Origin of the sequence: Maribacter stanieri, from assembly GCF_900112245.1 — a bacterium.
GTDB classification, from domain to species: Bacteria; Bacteroidota; Bacteroidia; order Flavobacteriales; family Flavobacteriaceae; genus Maribacter; species Maribacter stanieri.
Genome location: NZ_FOYX01000001.1, coordinates 1,733,757 through 1,753,019 on the forward strand (window position 1 = coordinate 1,733,757; position 19,263 = coordinate 1,753,019).

18 protein-coding genes are annotated in these 19,263 nt (G+C 34.6%); 7 read left to right on the forward strand and 11 right to left on the reverse strand.

From position 1 onward, the window contains the following. Window positions 1-14: 14 nt before the first annotated feature. Genes BM296_RS07470 through BM296_RS07480 form a run of 3 tightly spaced genes read right to left on the reverse strand, consistent with a single transcriptional unit; the run spans window position 15 to window position 2,367 of the window. Complete coding sequence (locus BM296_RS07470; RefSeq protein ID WP_091902492.1) at window positions 15-1,439, reverse strand: SDR family oxidoreductase; 1,425 nt, start codon at window positions 1,437-1,439, stop codon at window positions 15-17. Then, on the reverse strand, window positions 1,439-1,945 hold the full coding sequence (locus BM296_RS07475; RefSeq protein WP_091902493.1) for a DUF1648 domain-containing protein: 507 nt from the start codon (window positions 1,943-1,945) through the stop codon (window positions 1,439-1,441). Before BM296_RS07475 ends, BM296_RS07470 begins: the two co-directional genes overlap by 1 nt. Then, window positions 1,942-2,367: a hypothetical protein gene (locus BM296_RS07480; RefSeq protein WP_091902494.1), complete on the reverse strand. Its 426-nt coding sequence runs from the start codon at window positions 2,365-2,367 to the stop codon at window positions 1,942-1,944. Before BM296_RS07480 ends, BM296_RS07475 begins: the two co-directional genes overlap by 4 nt. Before the next feature lie 115 nt (window positions 2,368-2,482). On the opposite strand from BM296_RS07480, the gene argS reads away from it, so the two are divergent. Next, window positions 2,483-4,264, forward strand: coding sequence for an arginine--tRNA ligase (gene argS, locus BM296_RS07485; RefSeq protein WP_091902495.1), 1,782 nt, complete (start codon window positions 2,483-2,485; stop codon window positions 4,262-4,264). Between the two features lie 2 nt (window positions 4,265-4,266). On the opposite strand, the gene BM296_RS07490 is transcribed toward argS, so the two are convergent. The 3 genes from BM296_RS07490 to BM296_RS07500 all read right to left on the reverse strand — a co-directional run bounded on the left by BM296_RS07490 (window position 4,267) and on the right by BM296_RS07500 (window position 8,280). Beyond that, a complete protein-coding gene (locus BM296_RS07490; protein WP_091902496.1) occupies window positions 4,267-6,786 on the reverse strand; it encodes a TonB-dependent receptor in 2,520 nt (839 codons plus the stop codon). After that, window positions 6,764-7,681 (reverse strand): FecR family protein, encoded by a 918-nt coding sequence (locus BM296_RS07495; RefSeq protein WP_091902497.1) that lies wholly within the window; start codon window positions 7,679-7,681, stop codon window positions 6,764-6,766. Before BM296_RS07495 ends, BM296_RS07490 begins: the two co-directional genes overlap by 23 nt. A gap of 86 nt (window positions 7,682-7,767) precedes the next feature. Next, entirely contained in the window at window positions 7,768-8,280 is a 513-nt protein-coding gene (locus BM296_RS07500; protein WP_091902972.1) for an RNA polymerase sigma factor, read from the reverse strand. Window positions 8,281-8,386: 106 nt separating this feature from the next. On the opposite strand from BM296_RS07500, the gene BM296_RS07505 reads away from it, so the two are divergent. From BM296_RS07505 to BM296_RS07515, 3 genes are all read left to right on the forward strand, one after another. Then, a complete protein-coding gene (locus BM296_RS07505; RefSeq protein ID WP_245786978.1) occupies window positions 8,387-10,153 on the forward strand; it encodes a hypothetical protein in 1,767 nt (588 codons plus the stop codon). Between the two features lie 234 nt (window positions 10,154-10,387). Continuing rightward, window positions 10,388-11,725, forward strand: coding sequence for a signal recognition particle protein (ffh, locus tag BM296_RS07510; protein WP_091902498.1), 1,338 nt, complete (start codon window positions 10,388-10,390; stop codon window positions 11,723-11,725). A gap of 32 nt (window positions 11,726-11,757) precedes the next feature. Then, complete coding sequence (locus BM296_RS07515) at window positions 11,758-12,642, forward strand: bifunctional 5,10-methylenetetrahydrofolate dehydrogenase/5,10-methenyltetrahydrofolate cyclohydrolase (RefSeq protein ID WP_027064785.1); 885 nt, start codon at window positions 11,758-11,760, stop codon at window positions 12,640-12,642. Between the two features lie 50 nt (window positions 12,643-12,692). Here BM296_RS07515 and BM296_RS19520 read toward each other — a convergent pair whose 3' ends face one another. After that, a complete protein-coding gene (locus BM296_RS19520) occupies window positions 12,693-12,839 on the reverse strand; it encodes a hypothetical protein (protein ID WP_218157868.1) in 147 nt (48 codons plus the stop codon). A gap of 222 nt (window positions 12,840-13,061) precedes the next feature. On the opposite strand from BM296_RS19520, the gene BM296_RS07520 reads away from it, so the two are divergent. The 3 genes from BM296_RS07520 to BM296_RS07530 all read left to right on the forward strand — a co-directional run bounded on the left by BM296_RS07520 (window position 13,062) and on the right by BM296_RS07530 (window position 16,965). Continuing rightward, window positions 13,062-14,117, forward strand: coding sequence for a sensor histidine kinase (locus BM296_RS07520; RefSeq protein WP_091902499.1), 1,056 nt, complete (start codon window positions 13,062-13,064; stop codon window positions 14,115-14,117). A 109-nt stretch (window positions 14,118-14,226) separates the two neighbouring features. Beyond that, window positions 14,227-15,957 carry an alpha/beta hydrolase-fold protein gene (locus BM296_RS07525; protein ID WP_091902500.1) on the forward strand — a complete coding sequence of 577 codons (1,731 nt, stop codon included), beginning with the start codon at window positions 14,227-14,229 and terminating at the stop codon, window positions 15,955-15,957. Between the two features lie 36 nt (window positions 15,958-15,993). Next, window positions 15,994-16,965 (forward strand): aldo/keto reductase, encoded by a 972-nt coding sequence (locus BM296_RS07530; RefSeq protein ID WP_091902501.1) that lies wholly within the window; start codon window positions 15,994-15,996, stop codon window positions 16,963-16,965. Window positions 16,966-17,064: 99 nt separating this feature from the next. On the opposite strand, the gene BM296_RS07535 is transcribed toward BM296_RS07530, so the two are convergent. The 4 genes from BM296_RS07535 to BM296_RS07550 form a co-directional block, all read right to left on the reverse strand. Then, complete coding sequence (locus BM296_RS07535) at window positions 17,065-17,490, reverse strand: VOC family protein (protein WP_091902502.1); 426 nt, start codon at window positions 17,488-17,490, stop codon at window positions 17,065-17,067. Window positions 17,491-17,492: 2 nt separating this feature from the next. Continuing rightward, window positions 17,493-17,744: a DUF7218 family protein gene (locus tag BM296_RS07540; RefSeq protein WP_027064780.1), complete on the reverse strand. Its 252-nt coding sequence runs from the start codon at window positions 17,742-17,744 to the stop codon at window positions 17,493-17,495. 57 nt (window positions 17,745-17,801) lie between these two features. After that, window positions 17,802-18,641 (reverse strand): alpha/beta fold hydrolase, encoded by an 840-nt coding sequence (locus tag BM296_RS07545; RefSeq protein ID WP_091902503.1) that lies wholly within the window; start codon window positions 18,639-18,641, stop codon window positions 17,802-17,804. Window positions 18,642-18,705: 64 nt separating this feature from the next. After that, window positions 18,706-19,260 (reverse strand): hypothetical protein, encoded by a 555-nt coding sequence (locus tag BM296_RS07550; RefSeq protein ID WP_027064778.1) that lies wholly within the window; start codon window positions 19,258-19,260, stop codon window positions 18,706-18,708. Between the last annotated feature and the right edge of the window lie 3 nt (window positions 19,261-19,263).

A 19,263-nucleotide genomic window follows, 5' to 3' on the forward strand; every position in this document is an offset into this window, starting at 1 on the left:
AACTTTATATTCAGTTATTGACTGGCAATATTTTTAATCATTCCGCCAAAAATGAAGTAGTGAAAAGGCACTATGCTATACCAATATAATCTACCACGCAAACCACGTGGTCTAAATGTCGCTGTTTGATGTAGTACATTATCATCATCAATTTTGAATTCTAGCCAAGCCTCGCCGGGCAACTTCATTTCTGCAAATAACAAAAGGCGTTTTGCCTTTTTATCTGCTAAAAGAACACGCCAAAAATCTAAGGAATCACCAGCGTATATTCTGTCAGGATGTGTTCTGCCACGCCTTAAACCAACACCGCCAGAAAGTTTATCCATAAAGCCCCTAATTTTCCAAAGCCAATTGCCATAATACCAACCAGTTTCGCCGCCAATACTCCATACGCGTTGTAGTACTTCCTCAGGATTTTTTACTTTAATTTGTTTGTGATCCTTAAGTACACCATATTTTGGAACTTGTATATGCTTTTCCAGATTGTCTACAAAACGACCACTAATCATACTATCCTTCCAGCTACTAATAACTAAATTCTGCTCTATTTTTTTAAAAGCTAAATCTATGGCTTCCTTGTATGTGTGAGGTTTTATATTGAGAATTTCTTGTAATCTGGTATCTTTTGCAATAACCTCAATTTTCATACTGTCCACTAAATTCAATGCTAACTTGTATGATGTTGAGGTAACAAAGTATAGCCAATAAGAAGATAGCTTAGGCGTCATGACAGGTACAGTCCAAATCCAGTTTTTAAAGCCCCTCACTTCTGCATACTTATGAAGCATTTCTTTGTATGTAAGTACATTAGGGCCGGCAATATCAAAAGAGTCGTTATATGTTTTTTCATTTCCTAAAACGCCTGTCAAGAAAGTAATTACATCGCGTATTGCAATAGGCTGTGTCTTTGTCAATACCCATTTAGGGGTAATCATTACAGGTAATTTCTCGCATAAATCACGAATAATCTCAAAAGATGAACTTCCAGATCCAACGATGATACCTGCTCTAAGCACCGTTAATTTAAATTTGCCTTGATAAAGAATGTCTTCAACATTTTTACGAGATTGTAAATGCTTTGAAAGGTTGTCGTCATTTACTATTCCACTTAAATAGACTACTTGTTCTATTTGAGTTTTTGCAACATATTTATTGAAATTTTCAGCAGTTTTAGCCTCCATTTCATCAAAATCTTGTGTTGATGAGCTCATGGAGTGGATCAGAAAATAGGCAGCATCAATATCATTTGGAACAATATTTTCTTTTGGCTCTTCTAGAAAATCAATTTCTATAACCTCAATTTTACTTCTAGTTTCCTTGTCTACGGATAATCTAGCCTCATCACGAACGGCGCATACAACCTCATGTCCCATATCTAAAAGCTGCGGTAGTAATCGCATGCCTATATAACCATTTGCGCCTGTGAGAAGTATTTTCATTATCTGGGTATTTGGTACATTTTAAAAATGTAATAAAGTGGTGTTATGGTTACAAATGCTACAATGAATGCAGTGATTATTGTGAAATTAAAAGAAAAGCTTAATCCGTATGCTTGGGCAATGATTTCTATTAGGATTGGTGTTAGCATAATTGATATGGCTAGACTTAAATAAACCAACATCCGCAAAGAAATTTTATAAAGTTCAGGGGCATTTCTCTTGGATAAACTGACCGGATAATTCATGTTCCAAGGTTTTACTTTTTTGATAACAAGGTTTAAAAAGAGATAAATTATTAGTGTCAAGACTGGAAATGTCCAAATAGAATCTTTAGAGCCATAGCCATCAATTTCTCCTTTAAAATTAAAATGGCTAGGTATTTTATTAGGTAATTCTGTGTAGAAAATTGCAACAATTATAAAATTTAGAACAACTATAAACCAGCCTAACAGTAAGAGGTTTTGTTGATTTTTAGTTAACCTTATTTCTAATTTAGGCAGGTTCATAAATCTTCTATTGAGGTTGGTGCGTTATCCGCTTTGTACGCTAATAGTTTTTTAAAAAACTTCTGTACAGCTTTCGTATCAGAGGCAACTTTTATAAAATATTGATCTCTATATATTGAATATACTGATGCTTCTCCTTTATACAATGTAAGTTTATAATAGGGTATGATCAAAGCATAAGATTCTAACAGAGAACGAAAACCGACAATAATGCCATTAGGTCTTATTTCCACATTGCAAGTATCTGTGTTATTATCTAAAATCAGTAAATTTCTTATTTCGATACTGGTTTCGGTAATAGTGAGTTTTGGAGAGCCAATACCGCCCATCGCCCAACGTTCTTTCAACGTAAATGGCTTGCCTACCTGTTGATCGATTTTTTTAGTAACCTCTTTATTATTGTAAGATACATTTACAAGCATGCTAGCTTATTTACCGTGTTTTTATTAAAGTTAACCAAATGAGAAATGAATGACGAATCTGTTTACCTTAAAAGACTAAAAATGATTAGTTTTGCAGGCTTAATTAAACGTTTTGGTGAATATTCAAGAGGTACTATCAGATAAAGTAAAAGAAGCGGTTAAATCTATCTTTGACAAGGAATTGCCAAATGTAGAATTTCAGCCTACCCGAAAAGATTTTGAAGGAGATATCACAATTGTGGTTTTCCCTATGTTACGTGTTGTAAAAGGCAACCCAGTGCAAATTGGAGAGCAAATAGGTGCATATATTCAAGAGCATGTAGATGAAGTTGTTGGCTTTAATGTGATCAAAGGGTTTTTGAATATCGTTATCAACGATAGTTTTTATCTGGATTTTTTCAATTCAATTACATCTGAAGAAAATTTTGGTTTCGTAAAAGAATCTGATGATGCCGTAATGGTAGAGTATTCTTCGCCAAATACTAATAAGCCATTACACTTAGGGCATATTCGTAATAACTTATTAGGATATTCTGTTGCTGAAATTTTAAAAGCTTCAGGTAAGAAAGTATATAAAACACAAATTATTAATGACCGCGGAATCCATATTTGTAAAAGTATGGTGGCTTGGCAAAAATTTGGAAATGGAGAAACACCTTTTTCTACCGGATTAAAAGGAGATAAACTAGTCGGTAATTATTATGTGGCATTCGATAAAGCTTATAAGGAGCAAATAGCAGAATTAGTAGCTAACGGTACTGATCAAAAAGTTGCTGAAAAGGAAGCTCCAATATTATTGGAAGCTCAAGAAATGCTTTTAAGATGGGAAGCAGGAGAATCGGAAACCGTTGAACTATGGAAAACCATGAATGGTTGGGTGTACAAAGGTTTTGAGGTTACTTATAAAAATTTAGGGGTTGATTTTGATACACTATATTATGAAAGTGATACGTACCTTTTAGGGAAAGATGTAGTTGCAGAGGGACTTGAAAAAGGTGTTTTCTTTAAAAAGGAAGATGGTAGTGTTTGGATAGATTTGACTGAAGACGGATTAGACGAGAAAATAGTTCTTCGTTCTGACGGTACTGCAGTTTACATGACCCAAGATATTGGTACGGCTATACAACGTGTAAAAGATCATCCAGATGTAAATGGCATGGTGTATACCGTTGGTAACGAACAAGATTATCACTTTAAAGTGCTTTTCTTAATTCTTAAAAAATTAGGTTTTTCATGGTCTAATAAATTGCACCACCTAAGTTATGGAATGGTAGATTTACCAAGCGGTAAAATGAAGAGTAGAGAAGGTACAGTAGTTGACGCCGATGATTTAATGGCTGATATGACCCAAACTGCTGCAAACATTTCTGAAGAGCTAGGTAAGTTAGAAGATTACAATGAAGAAGAAAAACAGTCGCTTTATAAGATGATTGGTTTAGGTGCATTAAAATATTACATTTTAAAAGTTGATCCTAAAAAACGAATCTTATTTGACCCAGAAGAATCTGTTGATTTTCAAGGAAATACTGGTCCTTTTATTCAATATACGTACGCTAGAATCCAATCTATCTTAAGAAAGGCAGAAAGTATGGGTATTGTAATTTCTAAGGATGCTAATGTGTCTGAATTACATGGCAAGGAAAAGGAATTGATAAAACAGCTTCAACTATTCCCTGACACCATTCAATTGGCTGCAGAGAACTATAGTCCTGCATTGATAGCTAATTATACCTACGATTTGGTAAAAGAATTCAATTCGTTCTACCAGCAAGTTTCCATACTTGGGGAGGCTGACGATCAGAAAAAAATTCTACGTGTTCAGTTATCCAAAAAAGTAGCAGATGTAATAGAAGATGCATTTAAATTATTGGGTGTAGAGGTGCCTGAGCGTATGTAAGCTTAAAAGCTTATTCGTAAACTGAAATTTGGTGTAATACCCAACGATAACCGTTCTATGGTTTCAATGGTATTATCTTCTTGTAATCTGTAATATGTATTTAAGGTATTACGTCTATGGGTGAAGTTCAGTACAGATGCTCCCAGGGTTGTTTTTACCTTATCATTTATATTTAGGGTGTATATAGCCGATGCATCTGCTCTTAGGTATTCTGGTAGCCTGCTGCTGTTAGATTCCTCGTAGTTTATTTCATTTGGGAAAACAGCTTCATTAATTGGGTCGTTTTTATCTGGTTGTGTAAAGGGTTTGCCAGATTTATAATTTAAGCCCAATCCTAATTTTAAATTACCGATGGTGTAGTTTCCGGCAAGTGTAACGGCATGTCTTACATCTAAGTTATTTGGGAATATGGTAGGTAATAGGGCATCAAAAGTGTAATCGTTTTTATTGAAGGTATAACTAAGCCATGCACTGTAGAAATTGTTTTTCGTATTAATTAAAAACTCGGCTCCTTTTACGACATAAGAACCTATTTCCCCATCAAACTGATTTTGGTTTTGAAATCCTTGTGTATAGACATTTATACCGTCTACCTTTTTATAGAACCCATCTATGCCAGCATAGAACTTATCAGTGTCATAATTAAAACCAATAGAACCTTGTTTGCTTTTAGTAATAGGTAGGGCATCTCCATCAGAAAGAATCCATCGTCTTTTTTCAATTCCCAAGAAGTTCTGTTCTAAATCTATTATTTGATTGGTTACCTGACTTTTAAATTCTCCTAAAACCTCGGTTTTAAAATTGGGTAAAAACTCATAGGTGACATTTAATCTAGGTTCAAAAACATATTCTTTAAACGTATTTAAATTTTCAAAATAATTAAGCCTTCCACCTAGTGAACCTTTTAATTTTTCATTTTCTGAACTATAATTTAGTTCAGAGAATAATGCGTGATGCCGAATAACCCCTTTAATATTACTTGCAAAAGGAGGCTGATTAATATTGGTAGTATTTTCAATTCCTGTTTCGGTAAACTCATAGCCGTTCATCCAATTTATAGTGTCCCATAATTGATAATTAGTAGTGAGTTTTACGTTCGATTCTTTTACCAGATTATTTTGGGTAAGCTGTTGAGTGTCGTTATTTGAAATAGATAGGGCATCTAAATCATACTGTGTGTAATAGAAACTTAGTTGCGATGTATAGACATCTGTCCACTCGCTTTGCAACTGACTTCCAATAGAGAAATTATCTTGGTTGAGATTACTTCTATTGGGAGCTGTGCCGTTATTGGTAGTTTCTAGGTAATTTAAATTGTTGCTCATGGTGATCATGCTTGCACTAACATGATGGTAAGGATTTATTTCGTAGATAAACTTAGTTGTAAAATCATAAAAATAAAATTCACTTTCATTATCTACCTCCGTGTCTTGAAATGCTTTTTCTGAAAATGTAGTGTAGGTTGGAGTATTCAAGAAATCTGTATACGATCTACGGGCAGATATTTGGATGGCTAAATTTTCATTAACGGGAATTTCGCCAAAAACATCACCGGAGATTAAGTTAAAACCGGCACCACCTTTAGCATATAATGGAAGTTCTTGCATAGATTTCATACTCAACGTGCCACTTACGCCGCCACCATAAATGGCAGATGTTCCATTTTTAATGATGGATACCTTTTCGGTTACATAGGGATTGAATGCAGATATTAAGCCAAAAAAGTGTCCGGTTTGGTACATTTTTATGCCATCCCAAAGAATTAGGTTTTGGTCATTAGTACCACCTCTTATATTAATATCTGATACAGTTTCATCAACACTTTTTATACCTGGTAACGCTTGTACTGTCTGTAGAATATCTGGCTCGCTTACACCAGGTAGAATCCCGAATTTTTCAGTATTCAATTCAATACTGGCATCACTTAGTTTATTAAGCCCTGTGGTTAGAAATTGCGTAACAATGACTTCGTCCAATTCTTGGTAACTGAGTGCCATGGCAATAGTTTTGCAGTCGGTAGTTTTAATGAATTCTTTTGCCTCTATGAATATTGGTTTAAAGCCAATATGTTTAATTTGTATCAAGGAATTTCTAGGAACATTTTCAAAACTAAAAGCACCATTGGCATCCGTAATTCCCGATAAATTAGATTCATATATTTCAACCGTAGCACCAGGTATGGTGTTCTCTTCAAAATTGTCTAAAACAAAACCACATATTGTTATAGTTGATGCTTTAGTTAGTGTATAATAACGGTCATTAAGTTTAGTGATGGTAATTTCAGTTGTTTCTCTAAGTGAATTAAGAATAGCATCAAGTGAATCTGAATTAGATTTTTCTATATAAATGGCATTTACATCACTATCGGCATAGGAGAATTTCACATTGAACGATGTCTCCAATTCAGAAAGATAATCGCGTAATAGAATACTATCGTTATCTATGGTTTGGGCATAACTATTCATGCTGAAAACCAACAAGAATAGAAAAACGATAAAATTATTTTGGTGCCTTTTCTGCATAGAACAGCACTTTATTCCCTTCTAAGTTAAACTTAATTTGTAAAGGAACGCTTATGCTTTTTAGGGCAAGATCTATATTGTGGTTACTAAAAGTTCCTGTGAAAAGTTGAGCTGTATCAATTTCTTTGGTGGAAACTTCAATATCATATTGTCGCTGTAATTCATCCATAACATAATGTAGCGGAACACTTTCAAAAGAACTCTCTTTAGATAACCATGAAGGAGCGCCATTTAATGGGGCTTTTGACATTGTGCTATTTCCATTTATAGTCATTAAAGAATTTCCCGCAGGTAATTTTGTTTCTTTATTGTTAATGGTCACACTTACTAATCCTTCAAAACAAGTAACTTCAAAATAGTCTTCTCTGGTTTCAACATTAAATTGGGTTCCTAATACAGTAACTAATCCTTGAGAGGTGGCTACCGTGAACCTTTTTCCTTTGGCAACTTTAAAATAAGCTTCTCCTTTAAGATCTACATTTCTATGTTCATTCCATTTTTTTTCACTGAAAGCCAACTCAGATTCCGCGTTTAAAATTACCTCAGATGTATCTGGTAAGGTTATGGCTTTATGCTCTGCATAGGCTGTGGTGTAAGACTCGTTTAAGGTGCTCAAGTAAAAGAATGATCCCGCTAGCAATACTGCTATAACAGCGGCAATACGAAGAAATGTTTTAAATGGAGAGAGCACATGAACTTTAGTTTCCTCCGTTGTTGTTTTATGTTGGTCAATAGCTGCCCATGCTTTATCCATATCAAATTCAGGAGATTCTAACTGAGAAGTAGACTCCTTAATCTTTTGATATGTTTTAAAGGCTTCTGATTTTTTGAATTTCACCAACTCGGCTTCGGTCAACTCATCATTAAGCCATTTTGCTAAGTAATTATCTTGCATGTTTTTAGCTTTACAGTAGTATAACAACTAAATAATAGTTTACCCTACTTTATTCTTAAATATAATTTTTTCTGTACTAAATTTATCTATAAGCCATCAATCTGCTCCCTTAGACTTTTAAGGGCCAAGTGCATTCTTTTTTCTATTGCTTTGACGCTTACATTTTCCATTTCTGCTATTTCTGCATATTTTTTACCATCTATCCTGTTGAGTAAAAAAGTAGTACGCTGATTTTCTGGTAGACTATTCAATGCATTATCCAATTTTTCTTTGAATTGATTTTCCTCCATAATAAACTCAGGAGATTCATTGGTGGTTTTTAAAGTGGCGTCTGCATATTTTAAGCGTACTTTTTCTGCCTTTATCACATTAAGATAAAGATTGTTCGCAACAGTGTATAAATATGATTTTGCTTTTACAGGTGTAACCTTTGCGCAATTTTCCCAAAGCTTAACAAAAGCTTCTTGCACCGCATCATTGGCTTTTTCTTCGTTACCGAATTTGTAATAAATATAATTGAAGATAGTTTTAGACGTTTCATTAAAAACTCTCTTATAAACCTGCTCTTCACATACATTTAAATGGTCTTCTGCTTTCAATGGATTGCTTTTTGCCAAAGATATTTTAAAAAAAATAAAAAGGGAGGTAGGGTATTTTTATAGTCAGTTGTTTTAGAAGCATAATAACAAACAATACCCCGGTAATATGAAAAAGATATTTAATTATGCAATGTACGTTAGCCTACTAACAATTGCATTAAGTTTTACAGCTTGCCAAGATGAAATTGAGGAAATCAACACAGGTGAAGAACCACAAACAATAACTGCAAACTCTACTACTGCAGACTTAATTCAACGAACCAGTTCTAATGATGGTTCTTGTGATAACATTGTTGATGGTACAAGTTGCTATCAAATAAACTTTCCTTATACCGTTGAGGTAAATGGATTAACACTCACTATTGAATCTGAAGATGATATAGAACAAATTGAAGATATATTTGATAGTGTAGAAGATGATGAAAACTTATTGGATATTATCTTTCCTATTACCGTAACAGCTGGTGATTTCTCTGAAATTACTATTAACGGATTGGAAGATTTACGCGAGTTAGCCGCAGAATGTAAAGAAGGTGGTGATGACGATGATATAGAGTGTATAGATTTTGTGTATCCAATGACGTTATTTTCATTTAACGTCAATTTGGAACAAACAAATACTATAGAGGTTACAAGTGATCGTGAGTTAAGATTGTTTTTTAAGGATTTAGATGACGATAACTTAATTAGTTTTGATTTTCCTTTAACCTTAAAGTTGCATGATCAAACGACTATTACAGTAGAAAATAATCAAGAACTGGCTAGTGCAATTGAAAATGCCAAAGATGATTGTGATGAAGACGACGACGATGATTATAATGATGATGATTTTGATCTAGATGAAATAAATGAAGAACTAGTTGAATGTGTTTGGTTCGTTATAGAATTTAAAAGAAATGATATTGACCAGACACCACAATATGTGAACTACATTTTAAATTTTAAAGAAGATGGTACTGTGCTAACTGGGTTTACAGGAGCTACTACTGTTGAAGGTACTTGGACAAGTACAGTTGGTGACGAAGGTGCAAAACTTACTATGGATTTTGAGTCGAATACCGATTTCAACTTAGAGTGGGATGTGTATGATTTGGGCGATGATAAAATTAAATTATACAGTGATGATAGCAATAGAATTGTTATGAAACAATTCTGCGATGAGGATTTAGTTGAGGAAACTGTTGAAAGCATTACAGAGACTTTGAGAGAATGTGCTTGGGTGATTAAAACTGCTAAGAACAATGATGTACAAATCAATAGATTGTTAGGTGATGAGTTTGAATTTCAGGTAGATGGGGTTGTAACACTAACTAACGAAACCACTGTGACTGAAGGTACATGGACGGTATCTACTAATACACAAGGCGTATTTGTAGTAGCTATAGTTATGGAGGATGAAAGTGCTGTAAGTTTTGAGTGGTTGTTGACAGACCTAGAAGACGATATTGTAAAATTCAATGTTGAAGAAACTTTTTATGAATTGGTAATAGTTAAGAAATGTATAGATGATGACGAAAATGATATTGAATTTATTGAAACAATTTTCGATGACACCGAGTGGGATATAGCATATTTCGCAGAGAATAACGATGAGTCCACCACGTTATTTGCAGATGTAAAACTGTATTTAGATGATGATGGTAGCTTAGAAGTTAGAAACTTAAATGGTGAAGTTTTCAGCAACGGTAGCTGGTTTGTATATAGAAATGACTTTAACGGTAAATTAGAAATGATAATTTCTTTTGAACCAGGCAGTAATTACTTGCCTTTAGCTAATGATTATCAAATTTTAGAGGTAGATGATATGAGAATTGAGCTTAAACATGAAAATGACACTGGTTTATACGACCATTTAATATTAGAAAGAGAGTAAGATTAGAACATCCAAAAATATACCGTTAACAGTAAAGAGTTGGGCCTCGTTGGCGGTATTGATGGAGGTTTTAGTTAGGGAGTTTATGAAAATGTAATTCCTTTTTTGCCCCACAAGCAACTTTAGAGCATCCAATTTTTAATGGGTGCTCTTTTGTTTTGTAGATTTTGTGGTACATGCTGCGGAAATAGCATCGAATATTATTAAATTTGTAACCCCTTAAAAAAGAAAAGAATGTTCGATAATTTAAGCGATAAGCTAGATAAAGCTTTACATGTACTAAAAGGACATGGTCAGATTACAGAAATTAATGTTGCAGAGACTACCAAAGAAGTACGCCGAGCCTTATTGGATGCCGATGTTAACTTTAAAATAGCCAAAGAATTTACCAATAGGGTAAAAGAAAAGGCATTGGGGCAAAATGTATTAACGACCTTACAGCCAGGTCAGTTAATGGTGAAAATTGTAAAAGATGAGCTTACCCAGTTAATGGGAGGTGAGTCAGAAGGTATTAACCTATCCGGTAATCCATCGGTAATTTTAATGTCTGGTTTACAAGGTTCTGGTAAGACTACCTTTTCTGGTAAGCTTGCAAATTTTCTTAAAACTAAAAAATCTAAGAATCCATTACTAGTAGCTTGTGATGTATACCGTCCTGCGGCAATAGATCAGTTACATGTAGTTGGTGATCAAATTGGGGTGCCGGTTTATTCTGATAGAGATAATACTGACCCTGTTGCTATTGCCAAAGCAGGTATTGCAAAAGCAAAAGCAGATGGGCACAATGTGGTAATTATAGATACCGCTGGTCGTTTGGCTGTAGATGAGAAGATGATGGCAGAGATATCTGACATTCATAAAGCAATACAACCACAAGAAACATTGTTCGTTGTAGATTCTATGACGGGTCAAGATGCGGTCAATACTGCAAAAGCTTTCAACGATATACTAAATTTCGATGGGGTTATCTTAACCAAATTAGATGGTGATACCCGTGGTGGTGCGGCTATCTCTATTAAATCGGTAGTAGATAAGCCGATCAAGTTTATTGGTACGGGTGAAAAGATGGAGGCTATAGATATTTTCTATCCTTCACGTATGGCAGATCGTATTTTGGGTATGGGTGATGTTATATCACTTGTAGAAAGAGCCCAAGAGCAATTTGATGAAGAGGAGGCAAGAAAGATCCAAAAGAAAATTGCCAAAAATAAATTCGGATTCGATGATTTCCTGAGCCAGATTCAGCAAATCAAGAAGATGGGTAATATGAAAGATCTTATGGGGATGATTCCTGGTGCAGGAAAAGCCTTAAAAGGTTTAGATATTGATGATGATGCCTTCAAACATATTGAAGCTATTATTTATTCAATGACTCCAGAAGAGCGTTCTACGCCTTCTAAATTAAATGCTAGTAGAAAAAAGCGTATTGCAAAAGGTTCTGGTAGAGAAGTTCAAGAAATCAATCAGCTTTTAAAGCAATTTGATCAAATGAGCAAGATGATGAAAATGATGCAAGGCGGTGGTGGCAAAAAGATGATGCAGATGATGGGTGCCATGAAAGGAATGAAATAATAAGCGAACAACACAATTAAAAAGATACGGATATGGAATTATTGGATGGTAAAAAAGTATCCAATCAAATAAAGGAGGAAATTAAGGCTGAGGTAGCTAAGATGCGTGAAAGAGGTGAAAAAGTACCTCACCTAGCGGCAATTATTGTAGGTAGTGACGGTGCTAGTTTAACTTATGTAGGTAGTAAAGTGCGTTCTTGCGAGCGTATCGGTTTTGAGTCTACCTTAATACAAATGCCAAGTACTACTTCTGAGCAAGAATTATTGAACAAGATTAAAGAATTGAACGTTGATGATGATATCGACGGTTTTATCGTTCAATTGCCTTTACCAGAACAAATAGATACTCAAAAGGTGATTATGGCAGTAGATCCGGATAAGGATGTAGACGGATTTCACCCAACCAATTTCGGTAAAATGGCTTTGGATATGAGTACGTTCATACCTGCTACTCCGTTTGGGATTCTTGAATTATTAGAACGCTACAAGGTTGATACAAAAGGTAAACATACGGTGGTAATAGGTCGTAGTCACATCGTTGGTAGACCTATGAGTATTTTAATGGGTAGAAAAGGATGGCCGGGAAACTCCACGGTAACCCTTACCCACAGTCACACTAAAAATATTACCCAAATTATTTCTCAGGCAGATATTGTAATATCAGCATTGGGAGTGCCTAATTTCCTAAAGGCTGAAATGGTAAAAGATGATGCTGTTGTAATTGATGTGGGTATTACTAGAGTGCCAGACGAGACTAAAGAGAAAGGATATTATATTACCGGTGATGTTGATTTTGAAAATGTAAGTAAAAAAGCATCGTTTATTACTCCTGTACCTGGTGGAGTAGGTCCTATGACGATTGCAATGTTGTTGAAAAACACATTATTGGCTAGAGAGAGACATAGAAATAGAAATTAATTTCTTTCAACAATAAAAAAACCTTCAACTAATTAAAGTTGAAGGTTTTTTTATTGCGGCAATTTCTTAATCGTAATACCTGTATTTGTACTATCATTAGGTGTTAAGATATCAATGTCATTACTGTCGTCATAATCACAACTGGCAATGCATGTAACTGAACAAAGAATAATAGTTATCATTAAAATTTTTCTCATAATAGGTGTTATTTAGCGGTTATCATGAATACAACTATTATAAAACGAATTTTTATTTAAAATGGTATTTGTTAAGAATCAATTAATTAACAAATTGACAAGGAGTTGGAATTAAATTTTTTAGTGGTTATTATTATGCTAGTTTATATTTTGTCTAAGTTTAAAGGTGCAATGCAATTAAAAACAGTCGTTCTGGCGGTTTTAAACCAGTAAAGAAAGTATATGAAATTGAACCATTTTTTTGATTCATCGGTAGATATGCTTTGCATTGCCAATTATGATGGATATTTTGAAGATGTAAATCCGGCGTTTATTAATTTACTTGAATACACAAAAGAAGAGTTGTTTTCAAAGAAGATTAATGATTTCGTTTTTGATGAAGACAAAGATGCTACGCAACAAACAAGGGCAAGTCTTCATGAAAATAAGAAGCTGTTAAGTTTTCAAAATAGGTATGTCAGTAAATCGGGAAAGATAATTTGGTTGTCTTGGAGCGCTGTGCCAGTAGATGAAGAAAAGTTGGTGTATGCAATTGCAAAGGATATTACCAGCGAAATGAATTTAAAAAATGAGCGTATTCTAGAATTTGCCAAACTAAAGACGGTAAATGAAGATCTTGTGAGATTAAACTACACTACTTCACATGATTTAAGGGCACCAATGAATAATCTAATTTCTCTTTTTGATGTGTTAGATTTCTCGGTAATCCATGATGAAGATACGATACAGGTACTTAGGTATATGGAGATTTCAGCTAAAGGTGTAAAAGAGTCTTTAGAGAAGTATCTGAGCTTAGCAGAAAATGCAAGTAAAGGTTTAAGTTCACTTACAGAAGTTAGCTTTGAGACCATTTTGACTAAAACACAAAGTACACTAGGGTCAATACTAAAGAATTCTAAAACAGAAATTGACTTTGATTTTTCTGTCTGTGAAAGTGTTTATTTTGACAATGCTTATATGGAAAGTATATTCTTGAACCTTATTACCAATTCCATAAAATATACAATCCAAGGTGTTCCTCCTAAAATTGAAATTAAATCAGATTTTATAGAAGGTAAGAAGGTGCTCTTGTTTAAAGATTACGGGCAAGGTTTTGATATGGAAAAGAATGGACATAAGATTTTTGGTTTAAACCAGCGTTTTAATACTACCGAAGATGGCAAAGGTGTAGGGCTATTTTTAATTCATAATCAAATTAATAGTCTAGGCGGTACAATTTCAGTAGCCAGTGCTCCAAATGAAGGAGCTGTATTTACAATCACCTTTCCTGCCTTATAAATTAACTATCTCGTATTTTCTTAATTACTAGTTTTAAAATAATATTGATTTCTAAAATTCAATAGAGAGATTTCATTAATTATCTTTAAGCTTGAAAATATAATTTACCATGATAAAACAAATAGTTGCCATTGCATTAGTATTAGGTCTTTTTGTAAGTTGTGAAAAGGTGGTTGAGCCGGTTCATAAAATTCAAGTTTCCTTTAGTGAGGATGTCGGATCTACAACGTTAGATGGTCGTTTATTGCTTATGTTATCTTCGGATGATAGTGATGAGCCTAGGTTTCAAATTAATGACGGATTAAATACCCAACTCATTTTTGGGATGAATGTAGAGAATTGGGCTAAGGATTCTGTCTTAACTTTTGATGAAACTGTTTTTGGATACCCATATGAAAGTTTAAAGGACGTACCGCCGGGGGAATATAATGTTCAGGCACTACTAAATGTATATGAAACTTTTAATCTGTCTACAGGGCATACAGTAAAGTTGCCTATGGATAATGGCGAAGGGCAGAAGTGGCAAAAATCACCTGGTAATTTATACAGTAAGCCATTTAAGATAAGAGTTGCCAGCAATGGTTTTGAAAATGTTTCTGTAGAGTTGGATCAGGTAATACCGCCAATTGAAGAGCCAGAAGATACCAAGTGGATTAAACATGTAAAGGTAAAATCAGAAAAACTATCGGAATTTTGGGGTCGTGATGTTTTTTTAGGAGCCCATGTTTTGCTTCCAAAAGGATTTGAGGAACATCCTGAAGCTAAGTATCCTCTTATGGTTTTTCACGGTCATTTTCCTTCAGATTTCGGAGGTTTTAGAACTACACCGCCTGACCCTAAAATGAAACCTGAGTATTCTGAAAGATTTAGTATCGAAGGTTATAATATAATAGAGCAACAAGAGGCGTATGATTTTTATAAACGTTGGAACGAACCTGATTTTCCACGCTTTATTATTATAGAAATTCAACATCCAACACCATATTATGATGATTCTTATGCTGTAAATTCGGCAAGTCAAGGACCTTATGGAGATGCGATTACCTATGAGCTAATTCCAGAGATAGAAAAAAAATTTAGGGGAATGGGCGAAGGTTGGTCACGTTTCTTGTATGGCGGATCAACTGGTGGTTGGGAAGCATTGGCAGTTCAAGTTAAATATCCTAATGAGTATAATGGGTGTTTTGCAGCTTGCCCAGATCCTATAGATTTTAGGGCTTATACGCTGACCAATATCTATGAGGACGATAATGCATACTATTATCCAAGTGCACATAAAAAATTAGAAGTACCATCGCATCGAAATTATCTAGGTCAAATACAATCTACATTGCGTCAAGGCAATCATTTAGAGCTAGTATTAGGAGATAAGTCAAGATCAGGGCAACAATGGGACATTTGGGAGGCTACCTATTCGCCACAAGGCAAAGATGGTTATCCGGTTAGGATTTGGGATAAAAAGACAGGTGAGATAGATCATGAAGTTGCAGAATATTGGAAAGAGAATTTTGATTTACGTCATATTCTAGAACGTGATTGGGATAAACTAGGTGATAACCTAAAAGGGAAAATACATATCTATTGTGGAGATATGGATAACTATTACTTAAATAATGCAGTGTACTTAATGGAAGATTTTTTGGAAAGTACCACGGATCCTTATTATGAAGGGGAAGTAAAGTACGGCGACCGCGATGAGCATTGCTGGAACGGTGATCCAAATCAGCCTAATGCTATTACGCGACTTAGATATAATAGTATGTACGTACCTAAAATTATGGAACGTATTGAAGCAAGTGCTCCGCAAGGTGCAGATTTGACGAGTTGGAGGTATAAGTAAAAGTCTATTCAGTTTTAATTACATATTTATTTAAAGATGAAATACAGAAGATTCGGGAGAACAGATTGGCTAGTAAGTGAAATAGGGTATGGAATGTGGGGTATGGCTGGTTGGACGGCTAGTGATGATGCACAATCCGCAAAGTCTTTGGACCTTGCCGTAGAAAACGGAGTCAATTTTTTTGATACTGCTTGGGGTTACGGAGAAGGACATAGTGAGGAATTGCTTGGTGATTTGGTAAAAAGACATCCCTCTAAAAAAATATACACAGCTAGTAAAATACCACCTAAAAATTTTCAATGGCCGGCGAAACCTGAGTATGCATTTGAGGACTCATATCCTACGGAGCATATTGTGGAGTATACCCATAAGACTTTAAAAAATTTAGGGTTAGAACAAATTGATTTGATGCAATTTCACACGTGGGACGATGTTTGGAGCGATAGAGAAGAATGGCAACGTGCTATTGAAGATTTAAAAACCTCTGGTAAAGTAGCGGCAATGGGTATTAGCATGAACCGTTGGGAGCCAGAAAATGGCGTAAAAGCATTAAAAACGGGTCTCTTGGATGCTGTTCAAGTAATATATAACATCTTTGATCAAGCTCCTGTAGATAAACTTTTTCCGCTTTGTGAAGAGTTGGATATCGCAACCATTGCACGAGTACCTTTTGATGAAGGTACATTGACGGGAAACATCACTAAAGAAACTACTTTCCCTGAGGGGGATTGGCGCGGCACCTATTTTGTTCCTGAGAATTTATTTTCTTCGGTAGAGCATGCCGATGCCTTAAAACCATTAATTCCTGAGGGAATGACCATGGCTGAAATGGCACTTCGTTTTATATTGATGAACGATAATGTTGGTACTACCATACCTGGGATGCGTAAACAACGTAATGTATTAGCAAATACTGCAACTAGTGATGGTGTAGGACTTTCTAAAGAACTATATGAAGAATTATTAAAGCACAGATGGGATAGAGTGCCAACTTCTTGGTCTCAATAATTATCATTTAGAATCAAGATTTTCTTAATATAAAAACCACCAACATTAATAAATGTTAGTGGTTTTTTTGTAAAATGCCTTTTGAGAAATTAGGTCTGGTTACTTTGCAAATAACTGCCCCATGTCTTTAAAGGCTTTGAATTCTAAAGCGTTACCAGCAGGGTCATAGAAAAACATTGTGGCTTGTTCACCAACTTTACCTTCAAAACGTACATAAGGTTCAATGACGAACGTTACACCTTTTGATTTTAGCTCCTCTGAAAAGCTTTGAAAAGTATCCCAAGGTAAAACCACACCGTAGTGTGGAACTGGAACATCGTGACCGTCCACGGGATTATGATGTACGGTTTCTGCTTCTGATTTTGGCTTGTAATGTATCACCAACTGATGTCCGAATAAATTGAAATCTACCCAATGGTCGCTACTTCTACCTTCTTCGCAATTTAAAATTTCTCTGTAAAAAGTTCTACATTCTGCTAAATTGTGAACGGGAATAGCAATGTGAAATGGTGTTACGTTTTGCATGATCAGTTATTTCTTAGTGCCGATATTAATTGTTTCTTATTCATTTTTGAGCGTCCGTCTATGCCAATTTTCTTGGCTTGGTCGTACAACTCTTTTTTAGTTCTGTCTTCGTAATTAGATGCAGCTCCGCCCTTTTTACCAGCATTTTCAGTATTTGCAATACGGGCAGCTTTTTCTTTGCTATATCCCTTATCGACTAAAGCTTCATATTGTTCCTCATTTTTTATACGAGGTCTGTTATTTGATTTTGCCATTTTTATTTTAAAAATAAATAAAAATAGAACTACGTTTGTGCTTTAATAAACTAGATATTAATGCTTTAAAAAATCAATAATTTTATCATTAACTACATCTTGGTGCATTGAATGTCCGAAGCCTTCCGTGCTAAACAATTCACTTCCTTTCCAATGTTCATTAACATTTACAGAAGCATGGTAAGGTGCAATTTGATCTAATCTATCGTGAAAAATTAATCCTTTTTTATGGTTGTTTTGAACGAACTTGGAACTAGAAAAATCTTCAGTAGTAAAATTGAATTTCTTGTAAACTAATTTTTCTATTTCTTCTCTTACCTTATCATTGAAGCCTAACAGGTTTTTATAATGGTTAAGTATTTCATGAAATTCTGAAGGAGAACCTACAGTTACCATTTTTTCAATATGGCTGTTCGGGTTTTTAGACTCATTATATAACAAAGTCATACCTCCCATCGAGTGACCAATAGCCATCTTTGGCTCATATTTTAATAAAAGTGCTTGTAATGTTTCGGCATATAATGGGGCATGAAGAATTTTTCCAGAAGAATACCCATGGGCAGGTGCATCAAAAGCTATGATATTATAATCTTCTTTTTGTAATTTTTCTATCAGCTTATGCCAACGCCATGTGTTACTTTCCCAACCGTGTATAAGTATTACGGTTTCTTTGCTACCGGGCCAATTGTATACTTGTATTTTATTTTCGCCAACAGATATTACTTCAAATTTAGCATTGTCTAAATACTCTTTTTGGTTAGGTAATACACGACCTTTTCGTACGGTAGCAAAAACTGTAAAAGCTTTTTTTGCAATTTTCTTAGGGATGAACCAAACTAATAAATTAAAATATAGTCCGTATAATTTAGGAATAAGCTTTTGAAAGAATACTGGCACTTGCTGCTATTTAAAAATCAATATAAGGGTAATTGTTGGCAGAATATAAAGAGGAAAATGTATATCAATCCCAACCAACCATCATGTATTTTACTTTGGCGTTATCAGGAATTTGCACCTCTTCAATTTTGCTGTTGGCATTGTACCTAAGACTTTCTGGCAACTCCTTTTTGTCTATGGTAAAATATAAGTCGCTGTCCTTTAGTAAAACAACTACATTGTTGATAGAAGTGATAATTTTTTTAATAGAATAATTTTCACGTATTTCTTTAAAAGTGCTCAATTTAGAAACGCCTTCTTCAGTGACAAAACGCTCATCATTAACCATTATATTTTGAATAGTGGCAATACTGTCATTATTTGGTGTTAGAGTAAGTAGTAATGCACCACCTCTTTCGTAAATTTTAATTTTACTTGCTCCGCTACCAAAATTTAATTTTACGGTGTCTTTAACTACCGAGTCTTTTTCAAAAATCAATTCAATATCTCTTGCTAGACTCTGTTTACTCAATTTGCCTACCTGGTCTCCAGATATTTGAAAATCGTTATTTTTTTCTTTTGCACAGTTAATGAGCAAACAGCAGCCAAAAATTATTAAAAGGGTGTGTGTAAACTTCATAAT